The organism is Micromonospora sp. NPDC047187, from assembly GCF_040643355.1.
GTDB lineage: Bacteria > Actinomycetota > Actinomycetes > Mycobacteriales > Micromonosporaceae > Micromonospora > Micromonospora salmantinae.
This window is the reverse complement of sequence record NZ_JBEYUF010000015.1, coordinates 112,079-137,021: the sequence shown is the minus strand read 5'-3', so window position 1 is coordinate 137,021 and position 24,943 is coordinate 112,079. Positions and strand designations below refer to the sequence as shown.

29 protein-coding genes are annotated in these 24,943 nt (G+C 72.7%); 25 read left to right on the top strand and 4 right to left on the bottom strand.

Annotation, left to right across the window (positions count from 1 at the left end; all coding sequences use genetic code 11):
- The first annotated feature begins 16 nt into the window (after positions 1-16).
- The 11 genes from ABZ794_RS22930 (at position 17) to ABZ794_RS22880 (ending at position 9,854) form a co-directional block, all read left to right on the top strand.
- Positions 17-322, top strand: coding sequence for a YggT family protein (locus ABZ794_RS22930; protein ID WP_030334503.1), 306 nt, complete (start codon positions 17-19; stop codon positions 320-322).
- Between the two features lie 44 nt (positions 323-366).
- Entirely contained in the window at positions 367-1,176 is an 810-nt protein-coding gene (locus tag ABZ794_RS22925) for a DivIVA domain-containing protein (RefSeq protein WP_036411965.1), read from the top strand.
- Between the two features lie 80 nt (positions 1,177-1,256).
- Positions 1,257-2,006 (top strand): hypothetical protein, encoded by a 750-nt coding sequence (locus ABZ794_RS22920; RefSeq protein ID WP_210786206.1) that lies wholly within the window; start codon positions 1,257-1,259, stop codon positions 2,004-2,006.
- A 10-nt stretch (positions 2,007-2,016) separates the two neighbouring features.
- Positions 2,017-2,322, top strand: a complete 306-nt coding sequence (locus ABZ794_RS22915) for a DUF167 domain-containing protein (RefSeq protein ID WP_112582742.1) — start codon at positions 2,017-2,019, stop codon at positions 2,320-2,322.
- 22 nt (positions 2,323-2,344) lie between these two features.
- Positions 2,345-3,844 carry a potassium/proton antiporter gene (locus tag ABZ794_RS22910; RefSeq protein ID WP_210786205.1) on the top strand — a complete coding sequence of 500 codons (1,500 nt, stop codon included), beginning with the start codon at positions 2,345-2,347 and terminating at the stop codon, positions 3,842-3,844.
- 225 nt (positions 3,845-4,069) lie between these two features.
- Positions 4,070-4,489, top strand: a complete 420-nt coding sequence (locus tag ABZ794_RS22905; protein WP_091407724.1) for a TraR/DksA C4-type zinc finger protein — start codon at positions 4,070-4,072, stop codon at positions 4,487-4,489.
- A 64-nt stretch (positions 4,490-4,553) separates the two neighbouring features.
- A complete protein-coding gene (lspA, locus tag ABZ794_RS22900; RefSeq protein ID WP_210786204.1) occupies positions 4,554-5,171 on the top strand; it encodes a signal peptidase II in 618 nt (205 codons plus the stop codon).
- A complete protein-coding gene (locus ABZ794_RS22895; protein WP_210786203.1) occupies positions 5,168-6,112 on the top strand; it encodes an RluA family pseudouridine synthase in 945 nt (314 codons plus the stop codon). Before lspA ends, ABZ794_RS22895 begins: the two co-directional genes overlap by 4 nt.
- Positions 6,113-6,154: 42 nt before the next feature.
- Complete coding sequence (locus ABZ794_RS22890) at positions 6,155-7,186, top strand: hypothetical protein (RefSeq protein WP_210786202.1); 1,032 nt, start codon at positions 6,155-6,157, stop codon at positions 7,184-7,186.
- A 74-nt stretch (positions 7,187-7,260) separates the two neighbouring features.
- On the top strand, positions 7,261-8,967 hold the full coding sequence (locus tag ABZ794_RS22885) for an AAA family ATPase (RefSeq protein WP_210786201.1): 1,707 nt from the start codon (positions 7,261-7,263) through the stop codon (positions 8,965-8,967).
- A 56-nt stretch (positions 8,968-9,023) separates the two neighbouring features.
- Complete coding sequence (locus tag ABZ794_RS22880; protein WP_210786200.1) at positions 9,024-9,854, top strand: DUF2567 domain-containing protein; 831 nt, start codon at positions 9,024-9,026, stop codon at positions 9,852-9,854.
- On the opposite strand, the gene ABZ794_RS22875 is transcribed toward ABZ794_RS22880, so the two are convergent.
- Positions 9,769-10,476 (bottom strand): LON peptidase substrate-binding domain-containing protein, encoded by a 708-nt coding sequence (locus ABZ794_RS22875; protein ID WP_210786199.1) that lies wholly within the window; start codon positions 10,474-10,476, stop codon positions 9,769-9,771. The two genes, ABZ794_RS22880 and ABZ794_RS22875, sit on opposite strands and share 86 nt — an antisense overlap.
- A 106-nt stretch (positions 10,477-10,582) precedes the next feature.
- Here ABZ794_RS22875 and hisD point away from each other — a divergent pair, with 106 nt between their 5' ends.
- The 12 genes from hisD to hisF all read left to right on the top strand — a co-directional run bounded on the left by hisD (position 10,583) and on the right by hisF (position 18,792).
- The gene (hisD, locus tag ABZ794_RS22870; protein ID WP_238690638.1) at positions 10,583-11,905 is read left to right on the top strand and encodes a histidinol dehydrogenase; all 1,323 of its coding nucleotides are present in this window, start codon (positions 10,583-10,585) and stop codon (positions 11,903-11,905) included.
- The gene (locus ABZ794_RS22865) at positions 11,902-12,975 is read left to right on the top strand and encodes a histidinol-phosphate transaminase (RefSeq protein WP_210786197.1); all 1,074 of its coding nucleotides are present in this window, start codon (positions 11,902-11,904) and stop codon (positions 12,973-12,975) included. The genes hisD and ABZ794_RS22865 overlap by 4 nt, the downstream gene beginning before the upstream one ends.
- The gene (hisB, locus tag ABZ794_RS22860) at positions 12,972-13,583 is read left to right on the top strand and encodes an imidazoleglycerol-phosphate dehydratase HisB (RefSeq protein WP_030334475.1); all 612 of its coding nucleotides are present in this window, start codon (positions 12,972-12,974) and stop codon (positions 13,581-13,583) included. Before ABZ794_RS22865 ends, hisB begins: the two co-directional genes overlap by 4 nt.
- A gap of 58 nt (positions 13,584-13,641) precedes the next feature.
- Positions 13,642-13,812: a hypothetical protein gene (locus ABZ794_RS22855; protein ID WP_210786196.1), complete on the top strand. Its 171-nt coding sequence runs from the start codon at positions 13,642-13,644 to the stop codon at positions 13,810-13,812.
- Positions 13,813-13,825: 13 nt separating this feature from the next.
- Entirely contained in the window at positions 13,826-14,458 is a 633-nt protein-coding gene (gene hisH / locus ABZ794_RS22850; RefSeq protein ID WP_357517430.1) for an imidazole glycerol phosphate synthase subunit HisH, read from the top strand.
- Between the two features lie 36 nt (positions 14,459-14,494).
- Positions 14,495-14,818, top strand: a complete 324-nt coding sequence (locus ABZ794_RS22845; RefSeq protein WP_210786194.1) for a hypothetical protein — start codon at positions 14,495-14,497, stop codon at positions 14,816-14,818.
- 14 nt (positions 14,819-14,832) lie between these two features.
- Positions 14,833-15,558, top strand: coding sequence for a bifunctional 1-(5-phosphoribosyl)-5-((5-phosphoribosylamino)methylideneamino)imidazole-4-carboxamide isomerase/phosphoribosylanthranilate isomerase PriA (gene priA / locus ABZ794_RS22840; protein ID WP_091407754.1), 726 nt, complete (start codon positions 14,833-14,835; stop codon positions 15,556-15,558).
- Complete coding sequence (locus tag ABZ794_RS22835) at positions 15,555-15,944, top strand: RidA family protein (RefSeq protein ID WP_357517428.1); 390 nt, start codon at positions 15,555-15,557, stop codon at positions 15,942-15,944. Before priA ends, ABZ794_RS22835 begins: the two co-directional genes overlap by 4 nt.
- 80 nt (positions 15,945-16,024) lie before the next feature.
- On the top strand, positions 16,025-16,471 hold the full coding sequence (locus ABZ794_RS22830) for a MarR family transcriptional regulator (RefSeq protein WP_238690640.1): 447 nt from the start codon (positions 16,025-16,027) through the stop codon (positions 16,469-16,471).
- 5 nt (positions 16,472-16,476) lie between these two features.
- Complete coding sequence (locus tag ABZ794_RS22825; protein WP_112668570.1) at positions 16,477-16,908, top strand: organic hydroperoxide resistance protein; 432 nt, start codon at positions 16,477-16,479, stop codon at positions 16,906-16,908.
- 47 nt (positions 16,909-16,955) lie between these two features.
- Positions 16,956-17,951 (top strand): NADP-dependent oxidoreductase, encoded by a 996-nt coding sequence (locus tag ABZ794_RS22820; protein ID WP_357517425.1) that lies wholly within the window; start codon positions 16,956-16,958, stop codon positions 17,949-17,951.
- A gap of 73 nt (positions 17,952-18,024) precedes the next feature.
- Positions 18,025-18,792, top strand: a complete 768-nt coding sequence (hisF, locus tag ABZ794_RS22815) for an imidazole glycerol phosphate synthase subunit HisF (RefSeq protein WP_210786192.1) — start codon at positions 18,025-18,027, stop codon at positions 18,790-18,792.
- 5 nt (positions 18,793-18,797) lie between these two features.
- On the opposite strand, the gene ABZ794_RS22810 is transcribed toward hisF, so the two are convergent.
- Entirely contained in the window at positions 18,798-19,259 is a 462-nt protein-coding gene (locus ABZ794_RS22810; protein ID WP_357517423.1) for a hypothetical protein, read from the bottom strand.
- Positions 19,260-19,360: 101 nt separating this feature from the next.
- The gene (locus ABZ794_RS22805) at positions 19,361-20,032 is read right to left on the bottom strand and encodes a hypothetical protein (protein WP_238690642.1); all 672 of its coding nucleotides are present in this window, start codon (positions 20,030-20,032) and stop codon (positions 19,361-19,363) included.
- Positions 20,033-20,091: 59 nt separating this feature from the next.
- On the opposite strand from ABZ794_RS22805, the gene ABZ794_RS22800 reads away from it, so the two are divergent.
- Both ABZ794_RS22800 and ABZ794_RS22795 read left to right on the top strand, forming a co-directional pair.
- On the top strand, positions 20,092-21,546 hold the full coding sequence (locus ABZ794_RS22800; RefSeq protein WP_238690643.1) for a PLP-dependent aminotransferase family protein: 1,455 nt from the start codon (positions 20,092-20,094) through the stop codon (positions 21,544-21,546).
- Positions 21,547-21,653: 107 nt separating this feature from the next.
- Complete coding sequence (locus tag ABZ794_RS22795; RefSeq protein WP_238690644.1) at positions 21,654-22,958, top strand: low temperature requirement protein A; 1,305 nt, start codon at positions 21,654-21,656, stop codon at positions 22,956-22,958.
- 45 nt (positions 22,959-23,003) lie between these two features.
- On the opposite strand, the gene ABZ794_RS22790 is transcribed toward ABZ794_RS22795, so the two are convergent.
- Positions 23,004-24,830 (bottom strand): long-chain fatty acid--CoA ligase, encoded by a 1,827-nt coding sequence (locus ABZ794_RS22790; RefSeq protein ID WP_210786189.1) that lies wholly within the window; start codon positions 24,828-24,830, stop codon positions 23,004-23,006.
- Positions 24,831-24,943: the final 113 nt, after the last annotated feature.

Sequence of the window (24,943 nt, the reverse complement as noted above, 5' to 3'; positions counted from 1 at the left end):
AGGGACGTCGCTGACCGTGTTGTCGATCTTACTGCAAGTGTTGTACCTGATCCTTTATGTCTTCCTGCTCCTTCTTCTGTCCCGGTTCGTGTTGAGCGCCGTCCTGCAGTACGGCCGTCGCTGGCAACCGGGGCGTGGAGCATCGGCAGGATTGGAATCCGTGTGGAGCGTCACTGATCCCCCTCTCAACGCGTTGAGGCGTGTGATCCCTCCGCTGCGAATTGGTACCGTGAGCATCGACCTGGCCTCCCTTGTGCTCCTGGTTATCCTGTTCGTGCTGATGGAGTTCGTGTTAGGGCCGTCGATCAGGGCATCTGCCTGATGACCGACGCGCTTTCGCGGCCGCAACTGACCCGAGGAGTTTCGATGCCGCTGACCCCGGCCGACGTCCACAACGTCGCCTTCAAAAAGCCGCCGATCGGCAAACGGGGGTATGACGAGGAGGAGGTCGACGCCTTCCTCGATGAGGTCGAGCGCGAGCTCGCCCGTCTCATCGAGGAGAACAACGAGCTGCGCGCCCAGGTGGAGCGCGGCGGCCGTGGCGGTGCCCCCGCCGGCCCCGGCGGCGACGCCCGACTGGCGGCGGAGCTCAACGATGTCAAGGCCCAACTGGACCGGGTGCAGCGCGACAAGTCGGCGGCCGAGCAGGCTGCCCGCGCGATGCAGGCCGAGCTGGAGCAGGTCCGCGCGACCGGCGGTCCGGCCGGCGGCGTCACCGGTGACGGTGAGCAGCAGGCCCTGCGCGTGCTGATGATGGCCCAGCGCACCGCCGACGACCACGTGTCCGACGCTCGCCGCGAGGCCGACCAGCTGTTGTCCGAGGCTCGCAGCAAGGCCGAGGAGGTGACCCGGGAGGCGCGCGCCAAGGCTGACGCCCTTGAGCGGGACGCCCGCCAGCGGCACCAGGAGGCCATGGGCGGCCTGGACGCCAAGCGCACGGCGCTGCAGAAGCACATCGAGGAGCTCAAGCAGTTCGAGCGCGAGTACCGCACCCGGCTCAAGGCGTACCTGGAGAGCCAGCTGCGTGACCTCGACGGTCGTGGCCAGGGCCTCGAGGCCGAGATGACCCGCTCCGAAGCCGGCCGGGTCGCTGGCGGCAACGGGCTGGCCGCAGCGGGTCTCGCTGGTTCGTACGGCGGCGGCGGGCGCTCCGGCGCCCTCGAAGCCGGACGCTGAGCACCGGCCGGCGATCGCTGTCCGCCAATGGTGACGGTCGCCGGTCCGGCCCGGACGGTTCGACGCGGCGGGGGTGAGCCGTGATAGTCGCAAGTCTTCTGCTCATCCTCGTCGCGGTGGTGCTACTGGTGCTCGGTCTGGCCGGTGGCTCCAGCTTCTTGTTGGTCATCTCCATCGCGGCCAGTCTGCTGGCCGCCGTGGCGTTGGTGGTGGGCGCCCGCCAGGCAGCCGCCAACCGCGCCACGGCGGATTCCGACCGGACCGACCGGCGGCACGCCGACGCCCCCCGCACGGCCAGCCAGGCCACACCGGGTGTCGCGTACGGGCCGCCGCTGGTCGAGCCGGAGGTGCCCGTCCAGCACGTGCCCACGACGTTTGGTACCGGCGGCACCGGGTGGCGGCAACCACCCGAGCCGCCGGTCGACAATGCGCCGCCGGTCGACGAGGCGTCGCCGGTCGACCCACCGCACGTCGATGACGCGTCGCCGTTGGTGAGTGCGGCGGACGAGGCGCCCGCGCGGGCCCGGCCGGTCAGCCCGGCGTCGCCGTTCGCGGCGTCGACCGACGACGTGTTCGACCCGGCGGTCGCGGCGGTCGACGAGCCGGCCGCCCAGCAGATCACGGCCGCCGAGGCGGCCCGGGTGGCCCGGCTGCTCGACGCCGTCGAGGTCGTCGACGGCCGCCCCCGTTACCACCTGGACGGCTGCCCCCATCTGATCGGCTGGCAGCCCGAGACGTTGCCGGTCGCCGAGGCCGTGGACCTCGGCTTCACCCCGTGCGCGCACTGCGCGCCGGCGACCGCTCTCCTCGCCGACGCCCGGCCGATCTGAAGCGACGCCGGTGCCCGCGCAGGACACGCTCACCGTGGCGGTACGGGTGAAGCCCGGCGCCTCCCGGGACCGGGTCGGTGGCCGCTTCGACGGCCCGCACGGACCCGCCCTCGTTATCGCGGTCCACGACCCGGCCGTCGACGGTCGGGCCACCGAGGCCGCCCGCCGGGCGTTGGCCGGCGCGTTGGGCGTCCGACCGGCCGCCGTGTCACTGCGTGCCGGCGCGGCCAGCCGGGACAAGCTCTTCCTCGTCGATCGGCCCGGCCCGGAGTTGCCCGAGGTGCTGCGCCGCCTGCGCGACGGATCCGCCGAGTGAGGACAGCCCAGGCAAGGCAGCCGTGACGCCCGGGTTGGACATCGCGCTGCTGCTCGGTGCGGCCGTGCTGCTGGTAGCTGTCGGCGCGGTGCGACTCTCCACCCGGCTCGGTGTGCCCAGCCTCCTGGTCTACCTGGCTCTGGGCGTGGCGATCGGCGAGAACGGGCTGGGCATCCGTTTCGACGACGTCGAGCTGACCCGGACCCTCGGCTTCTGCGCGCTGATCGTGATCATCGCGGAGGGTGGCCTCACCGCCCGGTGGACCACGCTGCGCCCGGTGCTCGGGCTGGCCTCCGCGCTCTCCACGGTCGGCGTGATCGTCAGCATCGTGGTGGTCGGCGTGGCCGTGCACCTGCTGCTGGGGCTGGACTGGCGGTTGGCGCTGCTCTACGGCGCGGTGCTCTCGTCCACCGACGCGGCGGCCGTCTTCGCAACCCTGCGCCGACTGCGGTTGCCGCCCCGGCTGGTGGCGACACTGGAGGCAGAGTCGGGGATGAACGACGCCCCGGTGGTGCTGCTGGTGGTGCTGCTGTCCCACCAGGGCTTTGCGCACCCGTGGTGGTACGAGGTCGCGCTGGTCTGTTACGAGCTGGGCGTCGGCGCGGCGGTGGGCGTCGCCGCTGGCGTCGCCGGCACCTGGGCGCTGCGCCGAGCGGCGCTGCCCTCGGCCGGGCTCTACCCGATCGCCGCGGTGGGCATCACCGTGTTGGCGTACGCCGCGGGGGCCGTTCTGCACGCCTCGGGCTTCCTCGCCGTCTATGTGGCCGGGGTATTGCTGGGCAATGCCCGCCTGTCGCACCGGCAGGCGATCCTCGGTTTCGCGGACGGGCTGGCCTGGCTCGCCCAGATCGGGTTGTTCGTGCTGCTCGGGTTGCTGGCCTCGCCGGGCCGGCTGGACGCGGCGGTGCTGCCCGCTGTGGTCGCCGGGCTGGCCCTGGTGCTCCTGGCCCGGCCGTTGTCGGTGGCCGTCTCGGCGTTGCCGTTCCGGGTGGGCCTTCGAGAACAGGCGTTCCTGTCCTGGGCCGGGCTGCGTGGGGCGGTGCCGATCGTGCTGGCCACCATTCCGCTCTCCGAGCGGGTGCCCGGGGCGGAGCGGCTCTTCGACGTGGTCTTCGTGCTGGTGGTGATCTTCACGTTGGTGCAGACCGGGACGCTGGGGTCGTTCGCCCGTCGGTTGCGGGTGACCGCGCCGGCCGAGGCCGCCGAGATCCACGTGGAGACCGCGCCGCTGGAGCGAATGCGGGCGGATCTGCTCCAGGTGGAGGTGCCACCGGGCTCACGACTGGCCGGCGTGCACGTCGACGAGCTGCGGCTTCCGTTGGGCGCGTCGGTGACCCTGGTGCTGCGCGACGGCGTGGGTTTCGTGCCCGCCCCGGAAACCCGGTTCAAGACCGGTGACAGTCTGCTGATCGTGGCGACCGCAGGGGTGCGGGACGCGGCGGAACGGCGGTTGCGGGCGGTCAGTCGGCGGGGTCGTCTGGCCCGATGGTTTGGTGAGTACGGGGATGAGGTGCCCAGTTGATCTGCTAGCGTTCCCTTTGCCCCAGTTAGGCAGGGCTAGGGGCTGTTAGACGGTGCGACGGTGCGGCACGTTGTCGGACGCCTGTACGTTCCGTATTCTTGCCAACCTCCGGAGTGCGCGGCGATCGTCGCCGTGCGCCCCTTTTCGTACATAGGGGACGCCCTGCTCGGCGCCCCCTGACCAGGCGCCGCGGACCGCGCGGTTCCCCGGCCGAGGGAGCGACCCATGGCGAAGCCATCCGACACCAGGACCGCCGGGCGCAAGCCGGTGGCGAAGGCCACCCGCAGCACGGCGGAGACCGAGAAGATCCGGGCGGCGCTGGCGGCGCGGCGGGACGAGCTTCGTGCCGAGTACGATCAGACGCTGAGTGAGATCACCGAGCTGCAGCGCGATCGGCTGACCGACTCGGCCGGGGACGACCAGGCCGACACGGGCACCAAGACGCTCGAGCGGGAGCAGGAGATCTCTCTCGCCAACAGCATTCTGGAACGGATCACGCAGGTGGAGCGCGCTCTGGAGCGCCTCGACGAGGGTGGTTACGGCTGGTGCGAGCGGTGCGGCAACCCGATCCCGGTCGAGCGCCTCGCCGCCTTCCCGTCGGCCACCCTGTGTGTGACGTGCAAGCAGCTGGAGGAGCGGCGCTGAGGTCCGTTCCCCGGCGGCGATGAGACGGTGAGCGATCACCGCCAAGACTGTCGATGGGGAGCGCATGACCGCAGTACCGTCCGCCGAACCCGGCCGCACCGATCCGGGCGGCGGCAGCCGCCGGCCCCGGGCCGTCGCGATTCTCGCCGGAGTCGCCCTGGTGGCCCTGTTGGCCGACCTGGTCACCAAGCACCTCGCGCTGGCCGCGCTGACCGACCGGGAGCCGGTCCGGCTGCTCGGCGGGTTCGTCTACCTGAGCCTGACCCGCAACAGCGGCGCGGCCTGGAGCATCGGCGCGGACCACACCTGGGTCTTCCCACTGATCACCATCGGTGTGGTCGGCTGGATCGTCTGGATGGCGTTGCGGCTGCGCTCGCTGCCCTGGGCGGTCTCGCTCGGCCTGGTGCTCGGTGGCGCGTTGGGCAACCTCGTCGACCGGATCTTCCGGGCGCCGTCCCCGTTCCACGGGCACGTCGTCGACATGATCAGCCTCTTCGACCCGTACGGTCAGGTCTGGCCGGTGTTCAACCTGGCCGACAGTTCGCTGGTCTGTGGCGTGCTGCTGGCCGTCCTGTTGGAGCTGACCGGCCGCCAGCGTGACGGCCGGCGGGCGGGACGCGACGGCGACCCGGCCACGACGGACGCCGCCGCGCCGGGCGCCGAGCAGCGGGAGCGGGCATGACCTCCGCGTTCGCCGCTGGCGGCGACCACCGTTCCCTTCCGGTTCCCGACGGCCTCGACGGCATGCGCCTGGACCAGGCCGTGTCCCGACTGTTCGGGCTCTCCCGCACCGCCGCCGCGGCCCTTGTCGACGCCGGGGACGCGCTGGTCGACGGTTCCGCCCGGCCCAATTCGCACAAGGTCAAGGCCGGCTCCTGGCTGGACGTCACGCTGCCCGCGCCGGTGGCACCGCCGACCGTGGTGCCGCAGGCGGTGCCCGGCCTGCGGGTCGTCTACGCCGACGACGACATCGTCGTGGTCGACAAGCCGGTCGGGGTGGCCGCGCACCCGAGCCCCGGGTGGACCGGGCCGACGGTGATCGGCGCGCTCGCCGCGATCGGGCACCGCATCTCCACCAGTGGCGCCGCCGAGCGCCAGGGCGTGGTGCACCGGCTCGACGTGGGCACCACCGGGATCATGGTGGTGGCCAAGAGCGAGCAGGCGTACACGGCGTTGAAGCGGGCCTTCAAGTACCGCGAGGTCGACAAGGGCTACCACGCTGTGGTGCAGGGTCACCTGGACCCGCTGCGGGGCACCGTCGACGCGCCGATCGACAGGCACCCCACCCACGACTACCGCTGGGCGGTGGTGTCCGGCGGCAAGCCGAGCATCACCCACTACGACACCCTGGAGGCGTTCCCGGCGGCGAGTCTGGTCGACGTCCGGCTGGAGACCGGCCGGACCCACCAGATCCGGGTGCACTTCTCCACCCTGCGGCACCCCTGTGTGGGTGACCTCACCTACGGCGCCGATCCCACCCTCTCGGCCCGTCTCGGCCTGTCCCGACAGTGGCTGCACGCCCGCGAACTGAGCTTTTTGCACCCCCGAACGGGGGACGAGGTCCGGTTCGTCAGCGACTACCCTGACGACCTGGACCGTGCGCTTCAGATCCTGCGTGACTGAGCGGCGACCGCCCGACACCGTTCCACAGAGGGGATCCCGCCCGTGCGCGCCGGCAACCTGCTGCGGCAGTTGGACCAGCGGTTGCTGCCGCCGCTGACCCGGGCCGTGGCCCGGCTGGGCGACCGGTCGGCGCGCTCCGGCGTGCTCAGTTGGGCCGCGGTGCTCTCCGCGGCGGCGGTGTTGGGCACCGCCGTGTGGGCCGTCGACGACACTCCGGTCGGCGACCGGACGGTCGGCGAGGTGACCCGGGTCGGCGTTGCCGACGGCGACTCCGTCCCCGGCTACCTGCGGTCCGCCGCGGCCGACCTGGCCGCGCTGCCCGGGTCCGCCCCGGCCCCCGAGGGCGGGACGTACGCGCTGGTCACGCTCGACGCGTACCTGCCTCCGCAGCGGCTGGCGACGGTGCTCGGCGACGTCGGGGTCTCGACAGTCTTCGGGCGGGTTCCGCTGCCCGGCCGGCAGACCGAGATCGTCAAGATCCCCGCGCTGCGGGTGCCGGACGACGTGGTCGCCGGGATGGAACAGGTGGCGGCCCGCAAGGAGACCGAGGCCGCAGACTATCGGGCCAGGGCCGCCGCGGTCGACGGCGACGGGCCGGGCGAGCGGGAGTTGCGGGAGCAGTACGCCAGCGGCGCCGAGGTGGCCGCCGCCGAGGCGACCGCGTACCGCACCGGCTGCGCCTGCGTCTACGCGGCGGTGGTTCGCGCGACGCCGGTGGCGCTGCGCGGTGTCGCGGCCCGGCCGGATGTACGGGCGGTCGACCCCGCCCCCGAGGTGTACCGGCTGGACCGGACGGTCTTCACGCCGCCGCTGCCCGAGCAGCGTGACGTGGTGCGCCCGCCGGCCGACACCGGGCCGAGCCCGGCACCGACCCAGTCCGAGCGGCCGGCGCCGATGATCAGCGCACCGGCGTCGTCGGCCCCCGTGGGCGAATCGTCGGAACCCGCACCAGTCGTGACGATTCCGTCACCGGAACCGTCGAAGCCGGAGCCCACCGAGTCGGCGCCGCCGAGTGTCACCACCTCGCCGGACGCCACCCTCGTCGAGCCGTCGCCGCCATCGCCGTCGTCGTGATCTGCGCCGGCTGGTGTGCGCTCTGAGGTGTGGTCCGAATAGGGTTGGGTTCGTAGCCTGTCAGACAGAGATCGATGGCGCTGGGAGGGCGGGCCGTGGAGGGCAGTGAGACCGGCTGGGGCCGGCCGGCCGAACCAGCGCCGCGGTGGCGCGCGCTGTTGGACCGTGCCCGGCTGGGCGGTCGCGGCGCGGAGCAGACCGAGCCGGAGCGGCGCGGCGAGGAACCGCCGCCGGACCCACTGCCCCGGCGTGCGGCCCCCAACGGCTACGCCGGGCGGGCACCCGCCATCGGGCATCCGGCCGACCTGTCGTACGGCGCGGAGCCTGGTTACCGGGCCGAGGCGACCTACCGGGTCGACCCCGCGTACCGGGCCGACCCCGCGTACCGGGCCGAGCCGGACTACCGGGCCGAGCCCGCGTACCGGACCGAGCCGGGTTATCGGGCCGAGCCGGACTATCGAGCGGAGCCGGCGTACCGGACCGAGCAGCCGGACCACCGCGCCGAGCCGGGCTACCGGGCCGACCCCGGTTACCGTGCCGAGCCGGGCTACCGCGCTGAGCCGGACTACCTCGCCACTCCCGGCTACCGGGCCGAGCCGGACTACCGGGCCGACCCCGGTTATCGGGCCGAGCCGGACTACCGCGCCGAGCCGACGTACCGGGCCGAGCCCGAGCCGCCGGCACGCGGCCCCGACCCGGTTCCGTCGCGCTACGCGTTGCTGGACAACGGCTACCGACCGGGCGACCCGCCGGCGGAGTCGCGGTACGCCCTGCTGGAGACCGGCTACCAGCCGGAGACCGGCTACCCGGCCGCCCCGCCACCGCCCGCGCCGGTCGCCCCACCGCCCGCGCCGCCGGTCGTCGTGCCAGTCACGCCGCCCGTCCCGCCGCCACCCGCCCCGGCGGTCGGCTCGGCGGTCGCCGAACGTGCCTACCCGGCCCGGATCGAATGGCGCCCACCGGCCGTCGACCAGGAGCAGGAGCGCGCCAACGGTGTGCTCCAACGGGACCTGGGCACGCCCCGGGTGTTCGCCTTCGCCAACCCCAAGGGCGGGGTGCACAAGACGACAGCCACAGTGCTCGCCGCCGCGACGGTCGGCAGCGTCCGCGGCAAGGGTGTGCTGGCCTGGGACGACAACGAGCTGCGTGGCACCCTCGGCCTACGCGCCGGCAGCGCCCGGCACGCCCGGACGATCCGGCACCTGATCAGCGACCTGGCCCAGATCGAGATCCTGGAGGGCGCGACCCTGCTGGACCGGCTGGACGACTACCTGCGGCACGCCTCCGACGGCTCGTACGACGTGCTGGCCGGCGAGGAGAGCCCGCGCTTCGCCCAGCGCCTGGACCAGTTCACCGTCCGCCGGGTGCTGGAGCTGCTGCGCCGCACCCACGACGTGGTCTGCGTGGACACCGGCAACAACGTGGAGAGCCCCAACTGGCGCACTGTGATGCAGGCCGCCGACCAGCTGGTGGTGACCACAGTGCCCCGGGAGGACGCGGCGTTCAGCGCGGACTGGATGCTCGACCTGCTGCACGAGGAGGGCATGGGCGAGTTGGCGGACAACGCGATCACCCTCATCTCCTGCCCGACCCCGGGTCGCTCGACGCTCCAGGACGACCTGGAGCGGCACTTCGCCACCCGTACCCGGGGCGTGGCCGTCGTGCCGTACGACCCGGCTCTGGAGACCGGGTCGTCGATCGAGTACCACCAGCTCCAACCGGAGACCCGGCAGGCATGGTTGCGGGCCGCGGCGATGATGGTGGAGCCGTTCGCCCGGTGAGCTGGTCTGCCGCCACCGGAGCCCCGGCCACGCACCGGGCCTGAGAGGATCATCGGGTGAGCCCGGACAACCCCGACCGTGAGCGGCCAGTCGACGAGCCCGACCAACCCGCGCCACCCCGTACGCCGGAGGCGAAACCGCCGGAGGTCGACCCGTCGGCCGGGACCGCGCCGGACGAGTTCGGTCCGGGCCACCTGCCGGCCTCGGCGGCGTACCAGAGCTCGTTGGAGCTTCGGTTCGACGAACCGCGTCGTCCGATGCGTGCCCTGGCGACGGTCCTGGGCGCCGTGCTCGCGCTCGCCGCACTGGGTGTTCCCCTCGGGCTGCTCTGGGCCGCGCTCGCGCCGGACACCCCGGTGCTCAAGACCGCCGAGGGGGCGATCTACGCCGAGCCGCAACCGGAGCAGCCGATCGCCGCCGACGGCTGGTTCAGCCTGCTCGGGCTCGCCTTCGGGCTGCTCGTGGCACTCACCCTGTGGTTCGTGCTGCGTCGACGGCGCGGCCCGGTCGGGTTGCTCGCCGCGGTGCTCGGCACCCTGGTCGCCGCGCCGGTGGCCTGGCAGGTGGGACGGCGGATCGGTCTGGCCACCTTCGACCGGCTGCTGGCGACCGCCCCGGCCGGGCAGGCATTCAGTAAACCCGCCGACCTGCGGGCCGGTGGAGTGGACTGGCTGCTCGGCGTGCTGCCGGTGCCGCACGGCAACCTGCTGCTGCCGGCGTTCGGGGCCGCGGTCATGTACACCCTGCTGGCCGGCTGGTCGCGGTGGCCGGGGCTACGCCCGGAGCCCGAGCCGGGGGAGTTCAGTTGGGTGTCGGCGGGGACGCCAGCTCCGACAACGGCACCGGAACCGCCCGCACCTGACGCAGCAGAGCCGCCTCGCGGTTGAGCAACCGCAGCTCGGCGCGGAGCCGGGAGGCGGTGTCGTCGATCGCCAGCAGCCGTTGCCGGTCGTCGACGGTGAGCGCCGCGGTCGCCGCCACCAGGTGCGAGAGCACAGTCGGGTCCTCCGGCAACTGCTCGGAGATCTCCTCCGGGTCGGAGCGGATCAGGCCGAGGTACTGCCGGAACACCGCGATCACCCGGGCGGCCAGCAGATCGGCCACCTCGTCCGGGCCGCCCGGGTCGGGCAGCCACTCGACGTCGGCGGTCAGGTAGGGCTCGGCGCTGTCGTCGACCTCGGCGATGCGGAACCGGCGGCGGCCGACCGTGACGATGTCGAAGCCACCGTCGGTCAACTCGGTCACCTGGCGCAGCTCGGCGGTGCAGCCCACCTCGTGCAGCGTCACCTCGCCGACGCTCGACCTGGCCGGGGCGCCGGCGGGACCGGCGGGCGCGACCTCCCAGCCGGCCTGGATGGCCACCACGCCGAACTCGCGCGGGGCGCCGTCGGGCAGGCCGACCAGGTGCCGGACCAGCGCCCGGTAGCGCTCCTCGAAGATGTGCAGCGGCAGCACCAACCCGGGAAAGAGCACCGTTGCGAGCGGGAAAACCGGCAGCCGTGCGGTCACATGGTCGAGCCTAACCAATCTCGGCACCGGGGGCGTGGCCCGGCTCACCGTCCCGGCGGACGGGCGGCCCGGGTGGACGTCGGGCCGGCCGCCTAGACTCGCAAGGGTGCTGAATCGGATCGACCTGCGCGACGGTCTCGGTGACCCGCGCCGCCTGCTGCCCCGTGCCCAGCTCGACGTGTCCGTCGCCGTCGAGCGCATCCGGCCCCTGGTGGAGGCGGTCCGTGAGCATGGGTACCCAGCGATCCGGGAGGCAAGCGAACGGTTCGACGGCATCTCCCCGGAGGTGCTGCGGGTGCCGGTCGAGGCGATCACCGAGGCGGAGGGGGTGCTCGACCCGGCGGTGCGTGCCGCGCTGCTGGAGTCCATCGCCCGGGCCCGCCGGGTGCACGCCGACCAGCGGCGCACCGACCACACCACGAAGGTGGTGCCCGGCGGCACCGTCACCGAGCGGTGGCTGCCGGTCGACCGGGTCGGCCTCTACGTGCCCGGTGGCCTGGCGATGTACCCGTCGACAGTGGTGATGAACGTGGTGCCCGCCCAGGCGGCCGGGGTGCGCTCGCTGGTGGTGGTCAGCCCGCCGCAGAAGGACAACGGCGGCCTGCCCGATGCCCGGGTGCTCGCCGCGTGCGCGCTGCTCGGCGTCGACGAGGTGTACGCCGTGGGCGGGGCCCACGCGGTGGCGATGCTGGCGTACGGCGCGGCGGTGGACCCGGCGGGTGAGCTGCGGTGCGACCCCGTCGACCTGATCACCGGCCCCGGCAACATCTGGGTGACCGCCGCCAAGCGGCTGCTGCGCGGCGTTGTCGGCATCGACGCCGAGGCCGGGCCGACCGAGATCGCCATCCTGGCCGACGACACCGCCGACGCGGCGCACGTGGCCGCCGACCTGATCAGTCAGGCCGAGCACGACCCGCTCGCCGCGAGCGTGCTGGTCACCCCGTCGGTGGCGCTGGTCGAGGCGGTCGAGGCGGAGTTGGCCCGGCAGGTGCCGGCGACCAAGCACACCGAGCGGGTCACCACGGCGCTGACCGGTGAGCAGAGTGGCGTGGTCCTGGTCGACGACCTCGAGGCCGGGCTTCGGGTGGTCGACGCGTACGCGGCCGAGCACCTGGAGATCCAGACGGTCGACGCCCGGGAGTGGGCGCTGCGGGTCCGCAACGCCGGGGCGATCTTCGTGGGCGCCTGGTCGCCGGTGTCGCTCGGCGACTACTGCGCGGGCTCCAACCACGTGCTGCCCACCGGCGGCTGTGCCCGGCACTCCTCCGGCCTGTCCGTGCAGTCGTTCCTGCGCGGCGTGCACCTGATCGAATACACCGAGGCCGCGCTGCGTGACGTGGCCCCGCACGTGGTCACCCTGGCCAACGTGGAGGACCTGCCGGCGCACGGCCAGGCGGTCCAGGCCCGTTTCCCGGGAGGGGCGGCGTGACCAGCCTGGACGATCTGCCGATCCGGGCCGACCTGCGGGGGCTGTCGCCGTACGGGGCGCCGCAGTTGGACGTGCCGGTGCGGCTCAACACCAACGAGAATTCCCACCCGGTGCCGGAGCCGGTGGTCGAGGCGATCGGCAAGGCGCTCGCGGCCGAGCTGCGCGAGCTGAACCGCTACCCGGACCGGGACGCTGTGGCGCTCCGCGCCGACCTCGCCGAATATCTCGGGCACGGGCTCACCGTCGACCAGGTGTGGGCTGCCAACGGCTCCAACGAGATCCAGCAGCAGCTGCTCCAGGCGTTCGGCGGGCCGGGGCGCACCGCGCTCGGCTTCGTTCCGGCGTACTCGATGCACCCGCTGCTGGCCCTCGGCACCAGCACCCGGTGGGTGCCCGCCGCGCGCGGCGTCGACTTCGGGTTGACCGCCGAGGAGGCGGTCGCCCAGGTCCGCGAGCACCGGCCGGACGTGGTCTTCCTCTGCTCGCCGAACAACCCCACCGGCACGGCACTGGACCCGGCGGTGATCGCCGCGGTGCTCGACGTCGCGCCCGGCATGGTGGTCGTCGACGAGGCGTACGCCGAGTTCGCCCGACCCGGGACGATCAGCGCCCTCGCGGTGCTGCCCGGCCACCCGCGGCTGGTGGTCACCCGGACGATGAGCAAGGCGTTCGGCTTCGCGGGTGGCCGGCTGGGTTACCTGGCCGCCGACCCGGCGGTCGTGCGGGCGGTGCAGCTCGTCCGTTTGCCGTACCATCTCTCCGCGCTCACCCAGGCCGCCGCACGCGCGGCGGTGGCCCACCGCGACGCCCTTCTCGGTACGGTGAGCGCGATCATGGCGCAGCGGGACCGGATCGTGGCGACGCTGCGCGAGCGGGGGTTGCGGGTCGCCGACAGCGACGCCAACTTCGTGCTCTTCGAGGTGGGCGGCGACCAGACCATCGTCTGGAACGCCCTGCTGGCGCAGGGTGTGCTGGTCCGTGACGTCGGCCTGCCCGGCTGGCTGCGGGTGACCGCCGGCACCGCCGCCGAGACCGACGCCTTTCTTTCTGCAATGGAGACTTCGCAATGAGTCGGACCGCCCGGGTGGAACGGATCACCAAGGAGACCAAGGTCCTCGTCGAGATCGATCTCGACGGCACCGGTGCCGCCGAGATCAGCACCGGCGTCGGCTTCTACGACCACATGCTGCACCAGATCGCCCGGCACGGCGGCTTCGACCTGACCGTGCGCACAGTGGGTGACCTGGAGATCGACGCGCACCACACGATCGAGGACACCGCGCTCGCCCTGGGTGCGGCGTTCGACCAGGCGCTGGGCGACAAGGCCGGCATCCGACGGTACGGCTCGGCGACAGTGCCGATGGACGAGGTGCTGGTCCGGGCCGCGGTGGACCTCTCCGGCCGGCCGTACGTGGTGCACGACGAGCCGGTGCTCGCCCCGTACATCGGGCCGGTGTACGCGACCAGCATGACCCGGCACATCTGGGAGTCCTTCGGCCAGGCGGCCCGGGTCACGCTGCACGTCGACGTGCTGCGGGCGGCCCGACCGGGTGGCCACCCGGACGCGCACCACGTGGTGGAGGCGCAGTTCAAGGCGGTCTCCCGCGCGTTGCGCGAGGCCACCTCGATCGACCCGCGTTCCGCCGGAGCGATCCCGAGCACGAAGGGCGCGCTCTGATGAGCGCGAGGAGTGCGGCGCAGCGGAGCCCCGCAGCCGCGAATGAAAGGCAGCTCTGATGGGTGCCGCGTTGCCGACGTTGTTGCTGATCCTGGCCGGGGTGCTGGTTGGCGGCACCTGGTCGCTCTACCGGCAGGGCGCGCCGAAGGCCGCCGTGCTGATCACCGCGGCGCTCGCGGTGCTCGCCACCGCCGCCGGGGTGCTGCGGCTGCTGCCGGAGAACGGGTGATCGGGGTGACGACATGAGTGACGTGGTGGTGCTCGACTACGGCTCGGGCAACCTGCGCTCGGCGGAGCGGGCGCTGGCCGCCGCCGGAGCGGACGTCCGGGTGACCGACGACCTGGCCGCGGCGGCTGCCGCCGATGGTCTGGTGGTGCCGGGTGTGGGCGCGTACGCGGCGTGCATGGCGGGGATCGAGGCGCTGGGCGCGGGCCCGGTGATCGCCGAACGGGTGGCAGCCGGACGGCCGGTGCTCGGCATCTGCGTGGGCATGCAGGTGCTCTTCGAGCACGGTGACGAGCACGGAGTGGTGACCAAGGGGCTGGGGCTGCTGCCCGGCGGGGTGACCCGGCTGGCCGCCACCCGGTTGCCGCACATGGGCTGGAACACGGTCCGCGCTCCGCGGGAGTCGGTGCTGTTCGCCGGGTTGGCGGAGCAGAGCCGGTTCTACTTCGTCCACTCGTACGCGATGGGCGAGCCGGCGGCGCTGGCCGCTGCCGGTGCCACGGTGACCACCGCCCACCACGACTCGGATTTCGTCGCGGCTGTGGAGCGGGGCTCGTTGTCGGCGGCCCAGTTCCACCCGGAGAAGTCCGCCGACACCGGTGCCGCGCTGCTGCGCAACTGGCTCGCCACGTTGCCCAGCGGTGACTGAGCGCCGTCGCGCGGTGCCCGAGCGGCGGGCGTCGCGGTGAGCCGGGAGCGTGCCCGCCGGCGGGCGGAGCGGGAGGCGGAGCAGGCCCGGGAACGGGCGGTCCGGCAGCGCCAGGTCGCCCGGCGGCAACGCCGTCGCGCTGTGGTCCGCAACTTGACGCCGCGGCTGCGGCGGGGTCGCTCCGGGCGGCTGGCCCGGCACACTCGGGGCGAGCGGGCCGCGATCGTGCTGCTCACCGGCGCGGCGTTGCTCCTGATCTGGACGTTCGTCGACAACCTGGCGTTGCGTATCGCGCTGATCGTGCTCTTGCTGCTCGTACTGCCGGCGATCGTGGTGATCGCCCTGGACCGTCGTACCTGATCGAGGAGAAGACCTTGAGCCTCACCCTGTTACCCGCCGTGGATGTCGCTGACGGCCGGGCCGTCCGGCTCGTGCAGGGCGCCGTCGGAAGCGAGAGCATCTACGGCGACCCGTTGGACGCGGCGCTGGCCTGGCAGCAGGACGGCGCGGAGTGGATCCACCTGGTCGACCTGGACGCCGCGTTCGGTCGGGGCACCAACGCGCACCTGCTCGCGGAGGTGGTGCGGCAGTTGGACGTGAAGGTGGAGCTCTCCGGGGGCATCCGGGACGACGAGTCGCTGCGTGCGGCGCTGGGCACCGGCGCGGCCCGGGTGAACATCGGGACCGCCGCCCTGGAGGACCCGGTCTGGTGTGACCGGGTGGTCGCGGAGTACGGCGACCGGGTGGCCATCGGGCTGGACGTACGGGGTCACACCCTGTCGGCGCGGGGTTGGACCCGTGACGGTGGTGACCTGTACGAGGTGCTGGAGCGGCTGGACAAGGCGGGCGCGAGTCGGTACGTGGTCACCGACATCACCAAGGACGGCACGATGCGCGGGCCGAACCTGGATCTGCTGCGCGAGGTGTGTGCCCGTACGGACCGGCCGGTGATCGCCTCGGGTGGGGTGTCCACCCTGGACGACCTGCGGGCGTTGGCGACCCTGGAGTCGGCCGGGGTGGAGGGCGTGATCGCCGGCAAGGCGCTCTACGCGGGTGCCTTCACGGTGGCCGAGGCGCTGCGGACGCTGGCTGAGGCGTGACGACGACCCGGCTGGGGTCGGGCGGCCCGTGGGAGCAGCGCTACGGGTACTCCCGGGTGGTCCGGGCCGGTGAGCGGGCCTGGACGGCTGGTTGCACGGCGACTGTGGACGGCCGGGTGGTGCACGTCGGTGACGCGGCAGCGCAGACCGCGCAGGCGCTGCGGATCGGGTTGGCCGCGCTCGCCGAGGTGGGTGCGGAGCCGGGCGATGTGGTCCGGACCAGGATGTACGTGACGGACCGGCTGCACGCCGACGAGGTGGGCCGGGCGCATAACGCGGTCTTCGGCGCGGTCCGGCCGGCGGCCACCCTGGTGGTGGTGGCCGGTCTGGTGGACCCGGAGCACCTGGTCGAGGTGGAGTTGGAGGCGTACCTCGGCGATCGCTGAGGTCCCCGCCCGGGTGGCCTGCCGGCCGTCCCGTGGCCAGATAGATTGTGCACAACTTAATTGTGGGCTACGGTTCAGCGGTGACCGATGACCTGGTGCTGCGCCGGCAGGTGTGCTTCGCGCTCTACGCCGCGTCGCGCGCACTGACCGACGTCTACCGGCCGATCCTCGACGAGGTCGGGTTGACCTACCCGCAGTACCTGGCGCTGCTGGTGCTCTGGGAGCGTCCCGACGACGCCCCCACGGTGTCCGAGTTGGGCACCGAGCTGCGGCTGGACTCCGGCACGCTCTCCCCGCTGCTCAAGCGGCTGGAGGGTGCGGGCCTGGTGGTGCGGCGGCGCTCGGCCCGCGACGAGCGGCGGGTCGAGGTGGGCCTCACCGAACAGGGCCGGGCGCTGCGCGAGCGGGTCTGCGACGTCCCGCTGCGGATCGCGCAGGCCACCGGGCTGAGCTTCGACGAGCTCGTCGCGTTGCGCGACACCCTCACCCGGGTCACCGACACCATTCACCGACAGAAGGAGCAGTGACCACCATGCAGGTTGTCTACACCGCGTCCGCGACCGCCACCGGCGACGGCCGGGACGGCCACGTCGAGACCTCCGACGGCACGTTCGCACTCGACCTGGCCGTGCCGAAGGAGATGGGCGGCGCCGGTGGCGCGGCCAACCCCGAGCAGCTCTTCGCCGCCGGTTACGCGGCCTGCTTCCACAGCGCCCTGCGGCTGGTGGCCCGCCGGGCCAAGGCCGACGTGACCGGTTCCGTGGTCGGCGCCGAGGTGGGCATCGGCCCGAACGGCAGCGGCGGCTTCGGGCTCACCGTGCAGCTCGTCGTCGACCTGCCCGCCGCGCCCCGCGAGGTCGCCGAGCAGATCGTCGAGCAGGCCCACCAGGTCTGCCCGTACTCCAACGCCACCCGTGGCAACGTCGACGTCACCCTGACCGTCCGCGAGACCCTGTCCGCGTGACCTCGCGGCCCCAGGCCCCCATCCGCGGACGAGAGGACGACCACGCCGTGACCAGCAACCGCGAGATCCACCTGGCCAGCCGCCCTCAGGGCTGGCCCACCGAAGACACCTTCCGGCTCGTCGAGACCGAGGTTCCGACGCCCGGACCGGGCCAGATCGTGGTCCGCAACCAGTACATGTCCGTCGACCCGTACATGCGCGGACGGATGAACGACGTCAAGTCGTACGTGCCGCCGTTCGCGCTCGACGCGCCGCTCGACGGTGCCGCGATCGGCGAGGTGGTGGCCAGCGAGGCGGTGGACATCGCCGTCGGGACCACAGTCCTGCACGGGCTGGGCTGGCGGGAGTACGCGCTGCTCGACGCCGCCGCGGCCCGCCCCGTCGACCCGAGCGTCGCCCCGGTCAGCGCGTACCTGAGCGTGCTCGGCATGACCGGGTTGACCGCGTACGCCGGTCTGCTGGAGGTGGCCGCGATGAAGCCCGGCGAGACGGTCTTCGTCTCCGCCGCGGCCGGCGCGGTGGGCAGCCTGGTCGGCCAGATCGCCAAGCTCAAGGGCGCCGGCCGGGTGATCGGCAGTGCCGGCTCGCCGGCCAAGGTCGAGCGGCTGCGGGCGCTGGGCTTCGACGCCGCATTCGACTACCACGACGGGGTCCGTGAGTCGCTGCGGGCGGCCGCCCCGGACGGCGTCGACGTCTACTTCGACAACGTCGGCGGTGACCACCTGGAGGCCGCGATCTTGGCCATGAACCTGCACGGCCGGGCCGCCATCTGCGGCATGATCGCGCAGTACAACGCCACCGAGCCGCCGGCCGCCCCGCGCAACCTGGCGCTGGTCATCGGCAAGCGGCTCACCCTGCGCGGCTTCCTGGTCAACGACCACAACGACGTGCGGGCGGCGTTCGTGCGCGACGTCTCGGGCTGGCTGCACGACGGCACACTGTCCTACGACGAGACGATCGTGGACGGCATCGAGAACGCCCCGGCCGCGTTCCTCGGCCTGCTGCGCGGCGACAACCTCGGCAAGATGCTCGTCAAGGTGTGACGCAGACCTCTCTCACGGCGGTCGACCCGGTCGGGTCGACCGCCGTGCCGGGTGCGGAGGATAGGCTCGCGGCATGACGGTGGCGGTACGGGTGATCCCCTGTCTGGACGTGGACGCCGGGCGGGTGGTCAAGGGGGTCAACTTCCTCGACCTGCGGGACGCCGGCGACCCGGTGGAGCTGGCCGCCGCGTACGACCGGGCCGGCGCTGACGAGTTGACCTTCCTCGACGTCACGGCGTCCTCCAGCGACCGGGGCACCATGCTCGACGTGGTGCGCCGCACCGCCGAGTCGGTGTTCATCCCGCTGACCGTCGGCGGCGGGGTCCGGCAGGTCGCCGACGTGGACACGCTGCTGCGCGCCGGTGCGGACAAGGTCGGCGTGAACACCGCCGCCATAGCCCGTCCGGAGCTGATCGCCGAGATCGCCGACCGGTTCGGCCGGCAGGTGCTCGTGCTCTCCCTCGACGTGCGCCGGGCCCCGACCGACATCACCCCCAGCGGGTTCGAGGTCACCACCCACGGGGGTCGGCGCGGCACCGGCATCGACGCCGTGTGGTGGGCGCACCGAGGGGCCGAGCTGGGCGCCGGGGAGATCCTGCTCAACTCGATGGACGCCGACGGCACCAAGGCGGGCTTCGACCTGGAACTGATCGCCGCGGTGCGCGCGGTGGTGGACGTGCCGGTGGTGGCCAGTGGGGGTGCCGGCGAGGTGGCCCACTTCCCGCCAGCGATCGGCGCCGGCGCGGACGCGGTGCTCGCCGCCAGCGTCTTCCACTTCGGCGAGCTGACCGTCGCCGAGGTCAAGGACGCGCTGCGCCTCGGCGGCCACCCGGTGCGCTGAGCAGCTCAGCGCTCGCCGGAGTGCCCCTCCGGTGACCGACGCGGGGTGGGAATCGAACGGACCGCGTACTCCTGAACGGCAGCCGCGTGGTCGGCTTCGTCCAGGATCCAGTCCGCCCTGCCGGGCGCGTGCCGGCGGGTCAACACACCCTGCACGGTGTCCACCATGGTCGCCACACCCGCGCGCGGCCGGGTACGCCACAGCTGCTCACCCTCGGCGGTGATCCGGAACCAGCCGTCGGCGACGCTGACCAGCCCGGCGCCGACCAGCCGCTGGACCGCGGCCTCCACCTCGTGTCGCTGCGGGATCGCGTGGTTGAGGTGGTCGGCGGTGGAGAGCACGTCGGTCAGGCGGACGCCCTCCGGCCGCCGGCTTGTCGCCGACCGACGGTGCCGTCCGGCCCCGCTCGCGATGACGAGCGACACGAAGATCCAGGCGTCGTTCCAGCGCCAACCGTTCTCCCCCATGCAGAGATGATGACGGCGCGCGTCGCGGAAGGGAACACCCACCCACGAACCGGTGCCCGGCACCACCACCACGTACCGGTTCGCGGACGGTCGGTGAGGGTTCAGCCGGCCGGGGTGACCGGCGCGGGGTTGCCCGGCGGGGGCGCGGCGCTGTCCGGCGCGGTGTCCTCCGGCACGGCGAACAGCGGGATGAAGAACTGGGCCAACGGGCCGATGGCCAGCGCGTATGCGACGGTTCCCACGCCGACAGTGCCGCCGAGCAGCGCGCCCAGCGCCAGCACGGTGACCTCGATGACGGTGCGCACCAGTCGGATCGACCGGCCGGGCCGGCGGGCCACGTACCCGGTCATCAGGCCGTCGCGGGGGCCGGGCCCCAACCGGGCACCGAGGTAGAGAGCGGTGGCCGCGCCGTTGGCGACGATCCCGCTGATCAGCATCGCGATCCGGACGCTGAACGGGCCACCCGCGGGCAGCAGGGCCAATGTGGCGTCCACGACCAGGCCGATCACCACGACGTTGCTGACAGTGCCGAGGCCGGGCCGCTGCCGCAGCGGGATCCAGAGCAGCAGGACCAGTGCGCCGACGGCGATGGTGACTGTGCCGAAGGAGAGCCCGGTCAGCTCGGAGAGCCCCTGGTGGAACACGTCCCACGGGTCGAGGCCCAGGTCGGAGCGGATCATCAGGGCCATGCTGACGCCGTAGAGCGTGAGCCCGAGGTAGAGCTGGACCAACCGTCGAACCGGCCGGTGCCGCAGATTGCCAAGCAGTGCCATGCATGCCACCCTAGGTGCCAATCCTCGTCGAGGAAGAAGCCAATATTCGAGGAGTGGCTATGACAGGGCAGGTGCGCGGCGTCCAATTGGCCCGTCTGCTCGGGCAGTGGCATGCTCTGCCGGGCCGCCGCCGCAGCCCCGACTACGCCGCGCTGGCCGGCTCGGTACGCGGGCTGCTCGCCGACGGCCGGCTGCCGCTGGGCGTCCGCCTCCCGGCCGAACGGGAGCTGGCCGAGGCGCTGCGGATCAGCCGGACCACTGTCACCGCCGCCTACCGGCAGCTACGCGAGAGCGGGCACCTGGCCAGCCGGCGGGGCGCCGGTAGCTGGACGATGCTGCCCGGCAACCACCGGGTGGCCAGCACCGGCCTGTGGACCCCGCTGGACGACCGGGAGATGCTCGACCTCGGCGTCGCCGCGCTGGCCGCCCCGCCGCAGCTGCTGTCGGCCGCGCGGGCCGCCGCCGAGGACCTGCCCCGCTACCTGAGCGGGGCCGGTTACCACCCGACCGGCATCATCGAGCTGCGCGAGGCGGTGGCCGACGCGTACACCGCCCGGGGTCTGCCCACCTCGGCCGACCAGATCATGGTCACCAGCGGCACCCAGCACGCACTGGATCTGGTGCTGCGGCTCGCCCTCGCCCCGGGCGGCACCGTGCTGGTCGAGTCCCCGACCTACCCCAATGCCCTCGCCGCGCTGGCCGGCCGGCGGGCCCGGATCAGCACCCACGGGCTGGCCTCCGACGCCGGCTGGGAGCCCGACCTGCTGCTGGGCAGTCTCCGACAGACCCGACCCAAGCTGGCCTACCTGATTCCGGAGTTCCAGAACCCGACGGGGCACCTGATGCCCGCCTCGCTGCGCGAGCGGGTGGTGGCCGCCGCGCACGCGGTCGGCACCGATCTGATCATCGACGAGTCCTTCGTGGACCTGTCGATGGACGGCACCGAGGTGCCACCCCCGGTCGCCACCTACGACCGGCACAGCCGGGTGGTCAGCATCGGCGGGATGAGCAAGCCCTACTGGGGTGGCCTGCGGATCGGCTGGGTGCGCGCGTCCGCGCCGCAGGTGCAGCGGCTGGCCGCCGTGCGGGTAGGGGTCGACATGGCCAGCCCGGTGCTCGACCAACTGGTAGCGGTGCACCTGCTCGCCGACGCCGAAGCCATCGTCGCCGACCGCCGCGTCCAGTTGGCCGTCCAACGGGACGCCCTGCTCGGCGCGCTGGCGCACCAACTGCCGGAGTGGCGGGTCACAGTGCCACGGGGTGGCGTGACGCTCTGGGCCGAGTTGGACGGCCCGGTCTCGAGCGCGCTGGCCCGGGCCGCGGAGGAGGTCGGCGTACGGCTGGCCCCCGGCCCCCGGTTCGGCCTGGACGGCACTCTGGAGCGTTTCCTGCGGCTGCCCTTCACCCTGCCCGCGGCGGACCTCGTGGAGGCCGTCGGGCGGATCGCGGCGATCCGCTACGACCTGGACCGCGCCGGCCGTCAGCGGTGGCGCGAGCCGGCCGTCATCGCCTGAGCCGGCGCCGAAGCAACCATCGGCATCGTCGCGGATCCGCCGGCACCACCGGCGCGACAATGACGGGAATGTGCCATTTGCGCGAGCCCGGCTGCCACACTCTCCTGGTGGGCCAGGGTGGCGGTACTCGTGGGGTCCGCCGGAGTGCGCCGGGCTCGCGGGCGACCCCGCTGGAACTCTTCTACGACCTGGTCTTCGTCTTCGCGTTCCTGCACGTCACCACGGCCACCGCCGGCAATCCGACCGCCCGTGGCCTGGTCCGGTGCCTGGTGCTGCTGGCCCTGCTCTGGTGGTGCTGGTCGGGGTTCGCCGTGCTGGGCAATCTGATCCGTACCGACCAGGGGATCGTCCCGGCGGTCGGCTTCGTCACCATCGCCGCCGCCTTCGTGCTGGCGCTGAGTCTGCCGAAGGCGTTCGTCGACCGCCCCGGTGGAGTGTTCGGTCCGCTGGTCTTCGCGACCTGTTACTTTCTGGTCCGGGTGAGCGAGAGTGTGATCTTCCTGTGGATCGGCCGCCGCAACCGCGACGTGCGTCGACGCTGGCAGCTGCTCGCCCTGCCGGCGTTCGTGGCCACGGGCCTCATCGTGGTCGCCGGGCTGCTGCCACAGCGGCTCTTCGACGGAACAGCCGAGTCGGTGGCCCGCCTGTTGTGCTGGCTCGCGGCCATTGGCGTGGAGTACGGGGCCGGACTGGCGCTGCGGGGCACCGGGTGGACTGTGCTCTCCGCCGGGCACTGGGCGGAGCGGCACGGTCAGATCGTCCTGGTCGCCCTCGGCGAGGCGATCATCGCGCTCGGGTTCAGCCCCAACGCGACCGCGGGTCTGCCGCTGACCTGGCCGGTGCTGTTCGCGGCGGTGCTCGGCATCGCGGTGGCCGCCGCGATGTGGTGGGCGTACTTCGACACCCTGGCGCTCGGCATGGAACAGACCCTGCACCGCACCCGCGACCCGGGCGCGCGCGCCGTCCTGGCCCGCAACGCCTACAGCTACCTGCACCTGCCGGTCATCGCCGGCGTCATCCTGTTCGCGCTCGGGCTCAAGGAGCTGATCCACGAAGGCGCCGATCCCAGCACACCGACCTGGGGCGTTCCGCTGCCGAGCTTCGACCTGCTGGCGCTCCACGGTGGGGTCGCGCTCTACCTGCTCGCGCTCATCGTGCTCGGCCGGTTGATGCTCGGCGTCCCCCGCTGGCCCACCATCGGCGGGATCCTGCTGCTGATTGCGCTGGTGCCGGTTGCCGGGTCGCTACCCGAGCTGATCGCGTTGGGCATGTTGGCCCTGGCCACGACGCTGGCCGTGGCCGGGCAGACGGTCGTCGACTCGCGGCGTCGGGCCGGGGTCCGGCAGATGGCGCTCGAGGAGCAGCTCGCCGCGGAAGAGGAACACACGAGGTGGCGGGGTCACCACCTGTGAGGGCCCCGTGCCGGCTTCCTCGCCGGCACGGGACCCTCGGCGGGCTCAGAGTTCGGCGAGGGTGCCGGCGTACATCTTGTCGATCTCGGCGGAGAAGTTGCTCTCCACCCCACGCCGCTTGATCTTCAACGACGGGGTGATCTCGCCGTCCTCGATCGTCAGGTCGCGAGGCAGGATGGCCACCTTCTTGATCGTCTCCCAGCGGTTGAGCTTGGCGTTGAGCTGGGCGACGTACTCCTCGACCATCGTCTGGGCCTCAGCCGACGCGACGATCTCGGTGTAGCTGCGTCCTTCGAGCGGGCCGCCGGCGACCCAGCCCCGGATGGCGTCCGGGTCCAGAGTGACCAGCATCGTGCAGAAGTTGCGGGCCTGACCGACGACGACCGCCTGCGAGGTGTACGGGCAGATGGCCTTGAACATGCCCTCGATGTGCGACGGCGCGATGTACTTGCCGCCCGAGGTCTTGACCAGGTCCTTCTTGCGGTCGGTGATGCGGAGGTAGCCCTGCTCGTCCAGGGTGCCGATATCACCGGTACGGAAGAAGCCGTCCTCGGTGAACGAGGCGGCGGTCTCCTCCGGCAGATTGTGGTAACCGCGCATCACCGGCCGACCCCGCACCAGGATCTCCCCGTCGGTGTCGATCTTGCACTCCAGGTCGCCCATCGCCCGGCCCACCGTGCCGATCCGCAGCCCGGCCGGGGGGTTGACGAAGTTGCCGGCGCTGGTCTCGGTCAGGCCGTAGCCCTCGGAGATCGGCAGGTTCGCGGCGGCGAAGAAGGTGGCGATCTCCGGGCTGAGCGGCGCGGCGCCGGACACCAGCACCCGCATCCGGCCGCCCAGGCGGGCCTGGAGCTTGCTGAACACCAGCTTCTCGGCCAGCCCATAGCGCAGCTTCAGCCCGGCCGGCACCGGCTTGCCGGCCTGCTCCAGGGTGACCTTCTCCTTGCCGACGCCGACGGCCCAGCCGAAGATCTTCGCCTTCGCGCCGCCGGCGCCCTGCGCGGTGGTCACGGCCTTGTTGTAGACCTTCTCGAACACCCGGGGAGCGCCGCACATCAGCGTCGGACGGATGACCGAGAGAAGGTCGACCAGCTTGTCCACCCGCCCGTCGACGTAGGTGGGCAGGCCGACGTGGATGGCGCCGCAGAGCAGGGTCTTGCCGAACGAGTGGGCCAGCGGCAGCCACAGGTACTGAAGGTCGTCGTCGCGCAGCAGCCCGACGTCGGCCTGCGCCACTGCCTCCCAGCACCAGCCGCCGTGCAGCAGCTCGACGCCCTTGGGCTGGCCGGTGGTGCCGGAGGTGTAGATCAGGGTGGCCAGGTGGTCCGGGCCGATGCCGGCCACCAGCATGTCGATCAGCTCCGGCTCGGCGGCCAGCGCCTGGGTGCCGCGCTCCTCCAGGTCGGTGAGCGTCAACTGCGCGATCGCGGCGTTCGGGTCGACGGCGCCGTCCAGGAGCACCACGTGGGTGAGCGCGGGCAGGGACGCCCCCGCGATCTTCGCGGCCTGGGCCGGGTTCTCCGCGAACAGCACCTTCGACCCGGAGTCGGCGATGATGTACGTCGCGTCGGCCGGCTCGGTGGTCGGGTAGACGGTGGTGGTCGCGCCGCCGGCGCACATGATGCCGAGGTCGGCGATCACCCATTCCAGCCGGGTGTTGGCGAGGATCGCCACCGGGTCCTCCTGGCCGACGCCCAGGCCGTGCAGGCCGGCGGCGACCGCCTTGGCGCGCTGGCCGACCTGCGCCCAGGTCAGCCAGACGGGCCCCGAGTCGTCGGGGTTCGGGGACGCGAACGCGAACCGGTCGGGGGTGGCCGCCACGCGCTTGAGGAACATGTCCGGGATGGAGCGGTACGGTACATCGAGAGCCATCGCTGTAGCCGCCTTCGGGGGTGGTGGCGTGACGGTTGTCACGTCATAATGGTTACCGAAGAGTATTGCCTGTTGCCGTGCATCGGCTAGCCCTGGTGATCGTCCGGCCGGCC

Bases quoted from the DNA above. Each gene is read 5' to 3' on its own strand.
- ABZ794_RS22895 (WP_210786203.1), top strand. From the start codon at position 5,168: ATGACCTCCGCGTTCGCCGCTGGCGGCGACCACCGTTCCCTTCCGGTT.
- hisH (WP_357517430.1), top strand. From the start codon at position 13,826: ATGAGTGACGTGGTGGTGCTCGACTACGGCTCGGGCAACCTGCGCTCG.
- ABZ794_RS22925 (WP_036411965.1), top strand. From the start codon at position 367: ATGCCGCTGACCCCGGCCGACGTCCACAACGTCGCCTTCAAAAAGCCG.
- ABZ794_RS22810 (WP_357517423.1), bottom strand. From the start codon at position 19,259: ATGGGGGAGAACGGTTGGCGCTGGAACGACGCCTGGATCTTCGTGTCG.
- ABZ794_RS22800 (WP_238690643.1), top strand. From the start codon at position 20,092: ATGACAGGGCAGGTGCGCGGCGTCCAATTGGCCCGTCTGCTCGGGCAG.
- hisB (WP_030334475.1), top strand. From the start codon at position 12,972: ATGAGTCGGACCGCCCGGGTGGAACGGATCACCAAGGAGACCAAGGTC.
- hisF (WP_210786192.1), top strand. From the start codon at position 18,025: ATGACGGTGGCGGTACGGGTGATCCCCTGTCTGGACGTGGACGCCGGG.
- ABZ794_RS22905 (WP_091407724.1), top strand. From the start codon at position 4,070: ATGGCGAAGCCATCCGACACCAGGACCGCCGGGCGCAAGCCGGTGGCG.
- ABZ794_RS22885 (WP_210786201.1), top strand. From the start codon at position 7,261: ATGGCGCTGGGAGGGCGGGCCGTGGAGGGCAGTGAGACCGGCTGGGGC.
- lspA (WP_210786204.1), top strand. From the start codon at position 4,554: ATGACCGCAGTACCGTCCGCCGAACCCGGCCGCACCGATCCGGGCGGC.
- ABZ794_RS22855 (WP_210786196.1), top strand. From the start codon at position 13,642: ATGGGTGCCGCGTTGCCGACGTTGTTGCTGATCCTGGCCGGGGTGCTG.
- ABZ794_RS22790 (WP_210786189.1), bottom strand. From the start codon at position 24,830: ATGGCTCTCGATGTACCGTACCGCTCCATCCCGGACATGTTCCTCAAG.
- ABZ794_RS22825 (WP_112668570.1), top strand. From the start codon at position 16,477: ATGCAGGTTGTCTACACCGCGTCCGCGACCGCCACCGGCGACGGCCGG.
- ABZ794_RS22805 (WP_238690642.1), bottom strand. From the start codon at position 20,032: ATGGCACTGCTTGGCAATCTGCGGCACCGGCCGGTTCGACGGTTGGTC.